The sequence below is a fragment of the Algibacter luteus genome (assembly GCF_030344935.1).
GTDB lineage: Bacteria > Bacteroidota > Bacteroidia > Flavobacteriales > Flavobacteriaceae > Arenitalea > Arenitalea lutea.
Genome location: NZ_CP128313.1, coordinates 3,424,105 through 3,437,987 on the forward strand (window position 1 = coordinate 3,424,105; position 13,883 = coordinate 3,437,987).

14 protein-coding genes and 1 tRNA gene are annotated in these 13,883 nt (G+C 36.1%); 12 read left to right on the top strand and 3 right to left on the bottom strand.

The genetic code is table 11. From position 1 onward, the window contains the following. Positions 1 to 11 precede the first annotated feature (11 nt). From O5O44_RS14640 to O5O44_RS14695, 12 genes are all read left to right on the top strand, one after another. Complete coding sequence (locus tag O5O44_RS14640) at positions 12 to 1,007, top strand: 2-hydroxyacid dehydrogenase (protein WP_289194972.1); 996 nt, start codon at positions 12 to 14, stop codon at positions 1,005 to 1,007. A 30-nt stretch (positions 1,008 to 1,037) separates the two neighbouring features. Next, a complete protein-coding gene (locus O5O44_RS14645) occupies positions 1,038 to 1,868 on the top strand; it encodes a universal stress protein (protein ID WP_289194973.1) in 831 nt (276 codons plus the stop codon). A gap of 3 nt (positions 1,869 to 1,871) precedes the next feature. Further along, the gene (locus O5O44_RS14650; protein ID WP_289194974.1) at positions 1,872 to 2,714 is read left to right on the top strand and encodes an ATP cone domain-containing protein; all 843 of its coding nucleotides are present in this window, start codon (positions 1,872 to 1,874) and stop codon (positions 2,712 to 2,714) included. A gap of 11 nt (positions 2,715 to 2,725) precedes the next feature. Further along, positions 2,726 to 2,980, top strand: coding sequence for a hypothetical protein (locus O5O44_RS14655; protein ID WP_289194975.1), 255 nt, complete (start codon positions 2,726 to 2,728; stop codon positions 2,978 to 2,980). A gap of 14 nt (positions 2,981 to 2,994) precedes the next feature. Then, complete coding sequence (locus tag O5O44_RS14660; RefSeq protein ID WP_289194976.1) at positions 2,995 to 4,371, top strand: MBL fold metallo-hydrolase RNA specificity domain-containing protein; 1,377 nt, start codon at positions 2,995 to 2,997, stop codon at positions 4,369 to 4,371. Between the two features lie 3 nt (positions 4,372 to 4,374). Continuing rightward, positions 4,375 to 5,877 (top strand): thymidine phosphorylase family protein, encoded by a 1,503-nt coding sequence (locus tag O5O44_RS14665; protein ID WP_289194977.1) that lies wholly within the window; start codon positions 4,375 to 4,377, stop codon positions 5,875 to 5,877. Positions 5,878 to 5,885: 8 nt separating this feature from the next. Beyond that, on the top strand, positions 5,886 to 6,779 hold the full coding sequence (locus O5O44_RS14670; protein ID WP_289194978.1) for a ribose-phosphate pyrophosphokinase: 894 nt from the start codon (positions 5,886 to 5,888) through the stop codon (positions 6,777 to 6,779). A 44-nt stretch (positions 6,780 to 6,823) separates the two neighbouring features. Next, positions 6,824 to 7,426, top strand: a complete 603-nt coding sequence (locus O5O44_RS14675) for a hypothetical protein (RefSeq protein ID WP_289194979.1) — start codon at positions 6,824 to 6,826, stop codon at positions 7,424 to 7,426. A gap of 6 nt (positions 7,427 to 7,432) precedes the next feature. After that, complete coding sequence (locus O5O44_RS14680) at positions 7,433 to 7,726, top strand: phosphoribosylpyrophosphate synthetase (protein ID WP_289194980.1); 294 nt, start codon at positions 7,433 to 7,435, stop codon at positions 7,724 to 7,726. 19 nt (positions 7,727 to 7,745) lie between these two features. Continuing rightward, a complete protein-coding gene (locus tag O5O44_RS14685; RefSeq protein ID WP_289194981.1) occupies positions 7,746 to 9,848 on the top strand; it encodes a copper-translocating P-type ATPase in 2,103 nt (700 codons plus the stop codon). Continuing rightward, positions 9,849 to 11,078, top strand: coding sequence for an MFS transporter (locus O5O44_RS14690; protein WP_289194982.1), 1,230 nt, complete (start codon positions 9,849 to 9,851; stop codon positions 11,076 to 11,078). A 75-nt stretch (positions 11,079 to 11,153) separates the two neighbouring features. Continuing rightward, positions 11,154 to 12,299, top strand: coding sequence for a phospholipase D-like domain-containing protein (locus O5O44_RS14695; RefSeq protein WP_289194983.1), 1,146 nt, complete (start codon positions 11,154 to 11,156; stop codon positions 12,297 to 12,299). A 271-nt stretch (positions 12,300 to 12,570) separates the two neighbouring features. On the opposite strand, the gene O5O44_RS14700 is transcribed toward O5O44_RS14695, so the two are convergent. The 3 genes from O5O44_RS14700 to O5O44_RS14710 all read right to left on the bottom strand — a co-directional run bounded on the left by O5O44_RS14700 (position 12,571) and on the right by O5O44_RS14710 (position 13,838). Then, positions 12,571 to 12,643: transfer RNA gene (locus O5O44_RS14700), tRNA-Met, on the bottom strand. A gap of 119 nt (positions 12,644 to 12,762) precedes the next feature. Beyond that, positions 12,763 to 12,945, bottom strand: coding sequence for a CPXCG motif-containing cysteine-rich protein (locus O5O44_RS14705; protein WP_289194984.1), 183 nt, complete (start codon positions 12,943 to 12,945; stop codon positions 12,763 to 12,765). Between the two features lie 68 nt (positions 12,946 to 13,013). Continuing rightward, positions 13,014 to 13,838, bottom strand: a complete 825-nt coding sequence (locus tag O5O44_RS14710; protein WP_289194985.1) for a leucine-rich repeat domain-containing protein — start codon at positions 13,836 to 13,838, stop codon at positions 13,014 to 13,016. Between the last annotated feature and the right edge of the window lie 45 nt (positions 13,839 to 13,883).

Below are 13,883 nucleotides of genomic sequence, written 5' to 3' on the forward strand. Positions count from 1 at the left end.
ATTATTAAGATATGAAAACAACAATATTCAGTACACATAAATTTGATAAACCTTCCCTTGTTAAAGCTAATGATGGAAAGCACGAGTTGAATTTTCTGGAATACAGGCTTACTAAAGAAACAGCTAGATTAGCAAGAGGCTCAAAAGCTGTCGCACTATTCTCAAACGACAATGCCTCTGCTGAAGTTTTAGATATATTGTACCAACAAGGGATTGAATATATCGTATTGCGCTCAGCGGGTTTTAATCACGTTGATTTAAAAAAAGCTGACAAACTAGGACTAAAAGTAGCTCGTGTACCAGCCTACTCACCATATGCTATAGCAGAACATACTCTTGCACTCATCTTAACACTTAACCGAAAGATTGTTAGAGCGCACAATAGAGTTCGAGAACAAAATTTCTCGCTGAACGGGCTTACAGGATTTGACCTAAACGGCAAAACAGTAGGTGTTATTGGTACAGGAAAAATAGGAGCAGTACTCGTAAAAATACTGCACGGTTTGGGATGTAAGATACTAGCCCACGATGTTTCTGAAGATAAGAACCTGATAGATTTATATGATGTCATATACACCAACTGTACCACCATTTGCAAACAGGCAGATATAATTAGTCTGCACGTTCCATTGACACCATCAACCAGGCACTTAATAGACACAGAACACATAACACTAATGAAAGAAGGTGTTATGCTCATTAACACAAGTCGCGGAGGTCTAGTTGACACCAAAGCCGTTATTGAAGGATTAAAATCTGGCAAGATTGGGTATTTCGGAATAGATGTATACGAAGAGGAAGAAGGTCTGTTTTTTGAAGACCACTCTGATACCATTTTGCAAGACGATGTCATTGCCAGATTAATGACTTTTAATAATGTTCTCATTACTAGTCATCAAGCTTTTTTAACCGAAACCGCATTAAAAAACATCGCAGATACCACAATATACAATTTAGACTGTTTTGAAGAGAAAGTACCTTCTGGAAATGAAGTTACCCTAGACTAAAAAATATACGAACCTATAAACCATCAAAAAATGAGAAACATATTAGTACCAACCGATTTTTCAAAGAATTGCAATAAAGCAGCACAACTAGGTATAGAAATGGCAAAGTTATACAGTTCTGAAATTCACTTTTTACATCTTATGAAAACCCCTGTGGATTGGGTAAAACTGGATAAAGAAAAGGAAAAACGATATCCTGAAACATTAAAGCAAATAGGTAAAGCAAAATCAGCTTTAAGAGAATTGGAGAAAACAGCCGAACGTGAAGGATTAAAGTGTCGCAGGTTCTTACAATTTGACGCTGGTCAAGGCGATATTTTAGACCATTCAGGTCATTACCACCATGACTTCATTATTACAGGAAGTAGTGGCACTAAAGGTGTCATAAGAGAAATTACCGGTAGCAATGTCGAGGAAATTGTACGAAAAGCCAATGCACCCGTAATTGTTGTAAAAGATGAAGAGGTCAACTTTCCGTTTAAGAATATTGTATTTGTTTCAAATTTCGAAGAGAATATAACCGATGCTTTTAAGCAGGTAATATCCATTGCTAATAAATGTGGTGCCCGCATCCACTTATTGCGTATTAATACCGAGACCGATTTCAATAATATTAAACTTGGCCTAGACCCTATTGAAAAAATGTTACAAAACTTTCCGGAGTTGAAAAACTATTCAATGGCTGTGTATAATGAACCCTCAGTTGAAACAGGCATCAATACATTTCTAAAACAACATCCTTCAGATTTAATAGCAATGGTCACACACGGTAAAACAGGATTTTTAAGTCTGTTTTCAAAAAGTATTGCCGAAGGTGTTACCAACCATTCCACTTTACCTGTAATGACAATACATATTTAAGCAATGGACAGCTCAATAAACATAATAAAACACTCGGGAGATATTGTTCCTTTTAATGTTGACAAACTCAAAGATTCATTGCGACGTGCTCAAGCAAGTGAGGAGATAATTCAGCAAATAGTAGCACAAATTGAATCTGCAATTTACAATGGGATTACTACAAAAAAAATCTACCAAATGGCATTTAAAATGCTTAAAGGTAAATCACGTGTAAGTGCTTCAAAATACAAACTCAAAAAAGCATTGATGGAATTGGGCCCTTCTGGCTTTCCGTTTGAAAAGTTAGTGGGAAAACTATTGGCACACGAAGGATTTGAAACGAAGGTTGGTGTGATTGTACAAGGCAATTGCGTACAGCACGAAGTAGATGTTATTGCACAGAAAGATAACAAACATTATATGATTGAATGCAAATACCATAGTGACCAAGGTAGGTTTTGTAATGTCAAGATTCCCTTGTACATCCATTCACGATTTTTGGATGTTGAAAAACAATGGGAACATCAAAAAGGTCACGAAGCTAAACTACATAAAGGAGGTGTATATACCAATACACGATTTACTACGGATGCAATACAGTACGGCAAATGTGTTGGATTGTTATTGACAAGCTGGGATTATCCAATGGGAAACGGTTTAAAAGACAGAATAGACAAGTCCGGATTTCATCCCTTAACAGCATTAACAACAATGACCAAATCTGAAAAGACAAAATTATTGGATAAAGGTATTGTACTATGCAAAGAGCTTCACGAAAAACCTACTTTATTAAATCAAATCGGAATTGATAAAACAAGACATAGAAAGATTTTGGAAGATTCTGAAGCGTTGTGTAAAAACAATTAAAAAATAATTATATGAAAACTGAAGAATTAAAAAAACAGAACAACATAGATTTTGAGCCTTTTTACGAAGCATTGGAAGACGACCCAAAACTGCTTGAAGAGGCCTTGGAAATACTATTGGATATGGTAGACTTTGAACCTAAATCTATAAAAAAGGTAGCACTTTATATCAAAGAAGATTCACGAAATCTATATAATGAAGTGGTAGCGTTATACAAATCGACCCAAGACAAAGGAAACACATCCTCCTGTTGTGGTGGACACTAATACATAAGAATACGATGAAAAACAATAGAATCAACATCCACTTTTTAGGAGCGGCCGGTACTGTAACTGGCTCAAAATATTTAGTGGATACGGGAGAGAGAAAGATATTGATAGATTGCGGACTTTTTCAAGGGTTGAAAGAATTGCGCCTTAAAAACTGGGAATATCCACCCGTTAAAGTTTCAGAAATTGATATGGTCTTGCTTACCCACGGCCATATGGACCACACAGGGTATTTACCTCGATTGGTAAAACAAGGGTTTAAAGGCCCAATATACGGCACTAATCCCACTTTGGACATTGCAAAAATCATTTTGAACGATAGTGCAAAAATCCAAGAGCAGGAAGCCGAACGTGCCAACAAAGAAGGTTATTCCAAACATAGTCCGGCAGAACCGCTTTACGATTTATACGATGTTGAGAAAACCATTCCACATTTTAAGGGAGTACCACCTGCTCAATGGATGCCATTGATGAAAAATATAAAGGCCAGATTTCAGTACAATGGTCATATTCTCGGTGCTACTTACATCGAGTTGGATATACACGGAAAACGTTTTGTCTTTTCGGGAGATATTGGAAGAACCAATGATTTATTGCTCTACCCACCACTAAAACCCAAAAAAGCGGATGTGCTTTTCATTGAATCCACTTATGGCGGAAGATTTCATCCAGATGAAGTAGAAGCACTGCCACAGATTGAAAAATTGGTCAACGATACCATCAATAGAGGTGGCAGCCTTTTTATTCCAAGCTTTTCGGTAGAACGTGCCCAATTAATGATGTTGATTTTTTGGAGATTGCTAAAAGAGAACAAAATACCGAAAGTAAAAATGATAATGGACAGCCCAATGGGAGCGAATGTACTCGAACTCTTCCACCGCACAAGGGATTGGCACAGATTAGAGGACAATGAATGTGATGAAATGTGCTCACATTTCACGGTCGTAAGTAGTTATCGGGAAACTATGGAATTACGAACCGATGACAAATCAAAAATCGTGATTGCGGGAAGTGGAATGCTTACTGGTGGTAGAATGCTCAACTACCTTGAAACACAGGCACAAAATCCAAATAACACTTTGCTTTTTGTGGGGTATCAAGCCGAAGGCACTCGGGGAAGAAAATTACTGGAAGGCGATAAGGAATTGAAAGTGTATGGAAAATGGGTACCGTTTCATATGGAAGTTGCGGAAATCGAAGGGCTTTCGGCACACGCAGACCACGCTGAACTTATGGATTGGATGAGCAAAATAAATAATAAACCAGAGCGGATTTTCATAGTGCATGGTGAAAAAGAAAGTGCAGAAGCATTACAAAAAGGTATCAAGGAAACCTATGATTGGAATGCTGAAATCCCACAATTATATAGCATTGAAGAAATAAAATAAACTATGGAACAACACTCAAATATCTTAAAATACAAACATCTTGGAATCTACACTCAGAATGAAAATGTGGTGTATATGCGTGAGGATTGCCACGTCTGTATTTCCGAAGGTTTTGAAGCATTAACAAGAATAAGGATATCAAAGGCAACCCATTCAATTGTAGCAAGTCTCAATGTTATAAATTCTGACATACTGCTACCCAACGAAATAGGGCTATCGGATGCTGCTGCAAAAAAGTTGAATGTTTCTGACAATGACACCTTGTACGTTTCCCATTTAGAACCTATAGAGTCGTTAAGCCACGTCAGGGCAAAAATCTATAACCAAAAACTGGATTATAACGCCTATAACCAAATCATAACCGATATCGTTGAAGGCGACTATTCCAACATACACCTTTCGGCATTCATTGCAGCCTGTGCTGGTGACCGAATGGATATTGATGAAATATCCGACCTCACAAAAGCTATGATTGCCTCTGGAAAGCAACTAAATTGGAACAAAGAAATAGTAGTAGATAAACATTGTATTGGCGGATTACCTGGCAATAGAACAACCCCATTAGTAGTTGCCATTGTTGCTGCTTATGGACTTACAATGCCAAAAACGTCCTCGCGAGCCATTACTTCGCCCGCTGGTACAGCAGATACTATGGAAGTTCTGACCAATGTAACGCTCTCTTCCGAAGAAATAACGGCTGTGGTAGAAAAAGAAGAAGGTTGTTTTGTTTGGGGTGGTACAGCGCAATTAAGCCCTGCCGATGATGTACTGATTAAGATTGAGAAGGCCTTGGATATAGATAGTGAAGGGCAGCTCATAGCCTCGGTACTTTCAAAAAAATCTGCGGCAGGTTCAACCCACGTTGTTATAGATATTCCCGTGGGAGAAACTGCAAAAGTTAGAAGTGAAGAAATGGCACAAAAACTAAAAAACCATATGGAAACAGTCGGTAACGCTGTTGGGCTTAATGTGAAAGTGGTCATTACAGATGGTACGCAACCTGTAGGGAGAGGAATTGGCCCAGCTTTGGAAGCCATCGATATACTAAAGGTTTTGAAAAATGAGACAGATGCACCAATCGACCTTATGGAAAGAGCATTGCTTTTGGCTGGCGAACTAATAGAGCTTTCGGGGAAAGTCGAAAAAGAAAAAGGGACGGAAACCGCCAAAGAAGTGCTTATATCTGGTAAAGCTTATGAAAAATTCCTTGCCATTTGTAAAGCCCAAGGTCGCTTTACACAACCCGTTTTGGCACCTTATAAAATTGAAATTAGAGCAGAGACGTCAGGTATTTTAGAGCGTATTGACAATCGAAAGATAGCAAAGCTTGCCAAACTTTCGGGTGCCCCTCAATCTAAATCTGCTGGAATTTTATTGAATGTGCATTTGAATGACAAAATTGAAAAAGACGACTTACTATATACGCTTTATGCAGAATCACAGGGCGAATTGAATTACGCCTTAGAGTACAAGAACAGTCATAACGACATTGTAACTATTAAATAAAAAACAAAATGAAAACTATACTATTCAGCCTACCGGGAAACGAGGAATTAACAGAGTTAATGGCAACAAAAATGGATGCAGAAATAGGAAAAGCAACGTTGCGAAAATTTCCTGACGGTGAATCCTACACGCGCATATTATCTGACGTAAAAGATAAATGTGTGGTACTTGTATGCACCTTGCACGAACCAGACGAAAAACTATTACCCCTTTATTTTTTAAGCCACACCGCCAAATCATTGGGCGCGATGTGCACGTGTTTGGTAGCACCTTATTTGGCATATATGCGACAAGACAAAATATTTAATGAGGGTGAGGGCGTTACCTCTACCTATTTCGGGAAGTTAATTTCCGGTTTTGCTGATAGTATTACCACTGTTGACCCTCACCTACACAGGATACACTCATTGAGTGAAGTCTATAACATTCTAAACAAAGTCATTCACGCTGCAGATGACATTTCAAAGTGGATAAAAGAAAATATTAAAAACCCAGTATTAATAGGTCCGGATTCCGAAAGCGAACAATGGGTATCTGAAGTAGCTAAAAACGCAGATGCACCATTTACCATCTTACAAAAAGTACGTCACGGTGACCGCGATGTAGAAGTTTCTGTTCCTGATGTAGATAAATATAAAGATGCCACGCCTGTTTTGGTTGACGATATTATCTCAACAGCTCGTACAATGATTGAAACCGTAGGGCACTTAAATAAAGCTGGAATGAAATCGCCAATATGTGTGGGCATTCACGCTGTTTTTTCAGGCAATGCCTATCAAGACCTAATGGATTCTGGCGTTGAAAAAATAGTGACCTGCAATACTATTCCACATCCTTCAAATGCAATTGACTTGAGTGATGTTATGGCAAAAGAAGTTAAGAAATTGATGCATCACATATGATAAAACAAAGCTATATACTGTTCCTTATTCTATTCAATGTCCCAATGAATGGACAAACTGAAATGCTCATTGGGCAAATCTCAGGCAGGACGGTAGCACGCGAAAATTTTGATGAAGATGGTGTGTTGCTTAACAAACAAACGTTTGAAGCTGGAAAAATAATAGAGAAAAAGGGATATTATCAAATTGAGGTCGTAACGGAATTATTTGATGAAGAAAAAAAACCTACAGAAAAATATACTACGACCTATCGATGTAAACCTGATGAAACAAGCATTATGGTAATGGCATTCCCGTTTGCAAAACCCAATTCTAAAGAAACCGAAATCAATAGCTCAACTAAAAACTTTACTAAGTTATACGACCTAGTCAATCTAAAAGATATTGAACTAGAAATGAGTTTTGATTCTGGCTTACTGAACTTTTTTGGTTCTAGAAGCCTTATTAGAATATATGACCGTCAATTGAATACCGACAAAGCAAATATACAAATCGAGTCAAAAATAAATATTAAGGCCTATGCATTGGGTATCCGTATCAAACAACTCAACTATACTGTTATTGAAGAATTAAACAATAACAATTTGTTAATATTTCAGAAATTCACCGAGGTCGATGGGAGCTATTTTACAATGACTTATAACTAAAACAAAATGAAGAATTACTATACGCTTTCAGAAGCAATTAACGATTTAAAACAAAGAGGCTACAGCTACGATTTTAACGTAAAGCCTACGTGTTTGGAATGTGCCTCACTTAAAATCGAAATTAAACCTGAAGCTTTTAAAGTTGATGAGACCCATCGTTTTGAAGGTATGAGCAGTACCGATGATAATAGCGTACTATATGCCATATCGTCTAAAGATGGCATTAAGGGTACTTTGGTGGATGCCTATGGGGTCTATGCAGAAAACATTTCTGAAGCAATGAGAAAAAAATTACGATAACACTAAAACAATATCAATTATGGAAAACCACGAACACCACAATTACAAAGAAATGGACCATTCTAAAATGGACCACTCAAAGATGAAAAACAAAAAAGAAGACCACTCTAAAATGAACCACGGAAGTGGCGACCATTCGGGTCATAATCCTGGTCACGGACAAATGGGGCACGACCATCATAAAATGATGATTGCCGACTTCAGGAAAAGGTTTTGGGTAACGCTCGTGCTTACCATTCCAATTCTATTCTTATCCCCAATGATTCAAGAATTTTTTGGATATGAATTTCTCTTACCCGGAAATCCATACATCCTTTTTGCACTTTCAACTGTAGTGTATTTCTATGGTGGCTGGCCGTTCTTAAAAGGATTTTGGTCAGAAATAAAGAAGGGTTCACCAGGAATGATGACCCTAATTTCTATGGCTATTAGCGTCGCCTACTTTTATAGTACCGCTACAGTATTCGGTTTACGTGGTGAAGATTTTTTCTGGGAACTTTCAACACTAATCGCAATTATGCTTTTAGGTCATTGGATAGAAATGAAAAGTGTACTAGGTGCATCAAAAGCCCTACAGCTATTAGTAAGTATGATGCCCGCCGAAGCCCACAGGGTAAAGGGTGATACTATAGAAGATATTCCCTTGGAAGATTTGTTAAAAGACGATGTGATTTTAGTAAAGCCTGGTGAAAAAGTTCCTGCTGATGGGATTATAGTAGATGGTTCGAGTTACTTAAATGAATCAATGCTTACAGGGGAATCCAAACCTGTAAAAAAAGATGAAAATGATAAAGTAATTGGTGGCTCGGTAAACGGCAATAGCACCTTAAAGGTTAAGGTAGAACATACAGGTAAGGATAGCTATCTCAATAAGGTCATCAAAATGGTTGAGGAAGCACAAAAGACCAAATCTAAAATGCAAAACCTTTCAGACAGGGCTGCAAAATGGTTAACCTACATTGCTTTGGCTATTGGTTTTGGAACATTGGCTGTTTGGCTCATTTTAGGCTTTCCTTTTGTATATGCCTTAGAGAGAATGGTGACGGTTATGGTTATTGCTTGCCCGCACGCATTAGGACTTGCCATTCCATTAGTTGTTGCTATATCTACCGCAGTATCTGCCCAAAATGGCTTATTGATAAGGAATCGAACAGCTTTTGAAGAATCCCGAAAAATATCAGCTTTATTGTTTGATAAAACTGGAACATTGACAAAAGGTGATTTTGGTGTCACAAGAGTTGAATCCACAAACCAAGATTATTCAACAGAAGAAATCTTAAGGCTTTCAAGTGCTTTGGAACAGAGCTCGGAACATCCTATTGCAGTTGGAATTATAAAAAAGGTCAAAGAAGATAATATTACAATTCCTAACCCAGAAAATTTCAATGCCATTACAGGTAAAGGTGTAGAAGCTAATGTTGAAGGAAAGCAAGTTAAGGTAGTAAGTCCTGGATATTTAAGAGATGAAAAAATCTCTATTCCTGAAGATGCTTATAGTGACGCTGCTGAAACTGTTGTGTTTGTATTAATCGATGGTCAGCTAGCAGGATACATCGCTCTTGCTGATGAAATAAGACCAGAATCTGCAGATGCGATTAAAGTGTTCAAAAAGAACAACATCAAGGTATTGATGGCTACTGGCGATAACGAAAAGACAGCTAAAGCCGTAAGTGAAAAATTAGGATTGGACGGTTACTACGCAGAGGTGTTACCACATCAAAAAGTGGAAATCGTAGAAAAGCTTCAAGCAGAAGATGAGTTTGTAGCAATGACAGGAGATGGCGTAAACGATGCACCTGCTCTTGCCAAAGCTAATGTTGGAATCGCAGTAGGCTCTGGTACCGATGTAGCAGCAGAGACTGCAGACATTATTTTGGTAAACAGTAACCCTCAGGATATTGCCAATCTAATACTATTTGGAAAAGCAACCTATAACAAAATGATTCAGAACCTGATTTGGGCAACGGGATACAATGTTGTAGCTATTCCTTTAGCGGCTGGCGTACTATATTCTTCAGGTTTTGTTTTGGGACCAGCTGTAGGAGCAGTATTTATGAGTTTGAGTACGATTATAGTGGCTATTAACGCGCAATTATTGAAGCGAAAAATTGGTAAAAAGTAAATGGATAGGAAAGAAAAACTCAACAGGATATTTTTAATCCTATTGAGTTTATTTGTAGTAATGTTAGGGTATGGTATTTTATTACCAACCCTTCCCTACTATACCGAAAGATTAGCTTTAAAAGACAATCTCGATACTGACCTTATCAACTTCCATATTGGACTGCTAACGAGTATTTATCCATTTTTTCAATTAGTATTTGTAGTGGTTTGGGGCAAGCTATCTGATAAATACGGACGTAAACCAATTATAATAATAGGTCTTATTGGTTTTGTAATAATGCAATTACTTACTGGTCTTGCAACATCGCTGACTATGCTGTATGTTGCACGCATATTTGGTGGCATATTCACATCCTCTGTCATTCCGGTAAGTAATGCCTATTTAAGTGATATCACTTCAGAAAAACGAAGAACAAAAATTATGGCTTGGTCTGGAGTATCAATAAGTTCTGGTCTTATTTTTGGTCCCGTAATTGGCGGTTTCTTATCACAAACAGATTTACATTTAGAATATTCGTTTGGACAATTACATTTAAACCAGTTTTCTGTTCCTTTTGTTTTTGTCGCCATAGTGGGGTTAATTGTATTACTTATAGTAGTTAAATGGCTTCAAAATTCAAAGCAAGTCAGTAAATTCAAATCTAAGAAAGTAATATTTCATTTTTCGTTTAGCAGGTATTTTGTTGCTCTGCTGTTACTATCGTTTGTGATGCAATTTGTAGTAACCTTATTTGAAACAGTATTTTCAATCTATGGTAAAGATGAATTAGCATTTAATAGTAACCAAGTAGGCATTGGCTTTATGCTTTGTGGATCAGTAATGGCTATTTTGCAACCAGTTTTTGCCAGTTATGGCGAAAAGATCTTATCAGCAAAAAATCAAATTGCTTTAGGGCTACTAATATCTGGAATATCCTTAATTATCTTTCCATTTTTTAATAATGAATTCATGGTCTATGGTTTAATTGTTGTTTTTGCCGCGGGTGGTGCCATGGTTACACCAAATTTGCTCTCGGCAGTTTCTTTGATATCAAAGAAAAATACAGGAAGAAATATATCCATACAAAGTTCTACTAATAGCATCGGTCAAATTTTAGGACCAATTATAGGAACGTGGTTAGTTGCTGGTGGATTTTATTATCCTTTTATAATTGCAGGTGTTTCTATTTTACTGACTCTTGGATTGATTTTACCTTCTTTAAATCTCGATAAATTGAATAAAGAATGATTTCAAAACAAATATTAGATTTTTAGCTTACAAAACATAAAAGTTATAAAAAACAACGGTAGACAGATGATAAATATGCTTTTTAAGGACGATGAAAATATAACGCTGATACATTCTGGTGACGAATATTTCATTATGATGAAAGAAATCATTGAAAATGCGCGAGAAGAGATTCATTTACAGACTTACATTTTCGAAAATGATGAAACAGGAAATGATATAGCAAATTGTTTAAAAGAAGCAGCACATCGAAATGTGAAGGTTTATATTATATTAGATGCTTATGGCAGTTCGTCACTTACTGATAATTTTACAAAGGACTTGCAACAGAATGGAATATTTTTTCGATTTTTTTCGCCGTTATTTTCTTTCAACAATTTTTATTTAGGCAGAAGGATGCATCATAAAGTTGTTGTAACTGATGGAAGTAAGGCATTGATTGGTGGTATTAATATTGGTGATAAATATCATGGAAACATGAATACCGAGCCCTGGCTTGATTACGCAGTACAATTATACTGTACCGCTGCAGAAGATTTACAAAAATTATGTAGCGATTATTTTTTCAAAAAGGGAAGTTCTAGAAAAATACAACCAGTTTTACATTCTGCTGATGGTGCTCGTATTGGAGTTTTACAAAACGATTGCCTGCAAGGAAAAACAGAAGTTTGTGATGCCTACACGAGAGCTATTAGTAATGCCGAAAAGGAAATAGTTATTATAGCCTCGTATTTCTTGCCAGGAAGCAAATTGACAAAGGCATTGAAAAAAGCTTGTGCCAAAGGAATAAAAACCAAAATAATCTTAGCAGGTGTTAGCGACGTGCCATTAGTGCGCAGAGCTACAGAACATTTGTATACATCTTTACTTGGTCACAATTTAAAGATATATGAGTGGAACAAATCCGTTGTACATGGTAAAGCGGCTATGGTAGATAACAAATGGTCTATTGTAGGCTCGTTTAATCTGAACAGTCTTAGCTGCTATGGAAGTATTGAAATGAATGTAGAAATTCAATCCGTCAAATTTGCCAAAAACCTTCAATCAGACTTTAAAAAGGTAATGAATGAGTGCTCTGAAATTACATTGGAGACTCTAAGAAAAAGATCAGGGATGTTTAAAAATTTGGTTAATTGGGTTTCTTATCAAATTGTACGCACATCTATGCTTTTTCTCACCTTTCTTCCACATTTAAGGTTTTTAAAAAATTACAGGTTTTAATGTTTTCACTAATAATTTAATGCCAATTCTATGAGAGAAACATATAAAAGGTATGGAATTCGGTTCGTAAAAATTAGTGGGCTCTTTGAACACCAATAGATAAAGGGAAAACTAAATTATGGATAGTCCCTCTTTCTCCATAACTTTATGGTTTTAAACCAAATAACAACAAATACTATTAAGAGGGTGAAAATAGCCTTATACTGTACCTATTCTGTACCTATCAAATAAATCAAGGCTTCACATTTCTGTGAAGCCTTGATTTTACTAGTAGCGGGAACTGGACTCGAACCAGTGACCTTCGGGTTATGAGCCCGACGAGCTACCTACTGCTCTATCCCGCGATGTAATCTTAAAATGATTTTCTTAGCTCTTAACTTTCGGTTCATAATGCCGACCAAATCATTTCGGACTGCAAATATACAACCCTTTTTAATTTCTGCAATAATAATTTTAGAAAATATTATTGTTCAATACTATGAGCTTGAAAACTCGATAATTCTGAATTTGCGAACTGCAAAGAAACCTGGATTGGATTGCAACAAACCTCGCAATCTTCTATATACGATTGATTAGAAATTGAATTATCAAGCAACATAGAAATAGTTTCCCAGCAATAAGGGCATGTAAAATGATGTTCTAGCATAACTAAAAATAAAAAAAAGCCATCAATTAAGATGGCCTTTTAACATAAACTCATTTATAAAATATAATTTATTCTTTTTCAATGTCCATAGTTGCAGTTGCATTTTCAATGTCTAATTGCATCAATGAAGGAGGATTTTTACCAGAAACACTAATATACTCTTGGTTTAAGTTATTATCACTAACCATCATTGTATTTAGTTTTGTAAGGTTCATAAATTCTTTTGGTAAATCTCCAGAAAATTTATTAGTTGATAATAACAACTCTTCTAAATTTCTTAATTGTGCAATTTCTGCAGGAATTTCACCATCCATTTTATTATCCATAAGACTAAGTTTTTGTAACTTACTTAATGCATAAATTTCTGTTGGAATCTGTCCTGTTAAAAAATTACTTCCTAATAAAAGTTCTTTAAGGTTAGTTAAACCCATTAACGACGTTGGAATTTCTCCAGACAGTTTATTACTATATAATTTTAGTATCTCAAGATTTTTTAATTCTCCTAATTCTGCAGGTATTTCACCTTCAAAACCATTCATGAATAATTCTAGAGACTTTAATTCTTTTAAGTTTTTTAATGAAGTAGGAAGAGATCCTTTTAATTTATTAAATCCTAAATTCAATACCTTTAAACTTGATAAGTTCCCAATTTCTTTTGGTAACTCTCCATTCAAGTTATTAAATTGAAGATTAATTTCAATGATTTTATCGTTCTCGATTTTAACACCATACCAATTATCTACAGACGTACTTAAATCCCAAGAGGAATTCCATTCTGCTCCGTTAGTCGCTTTATATAAAGCGATTAAAGCATTTTTATCTTTAGAAGAAACGTTAGCAAACGAATACGCTGTAACGAAGAAACAAATTGCGATTAACTTTAGTGATTTCATGTTTTTGGTCAAATTTGGGATTAATTCTTATACGAATATAGAACT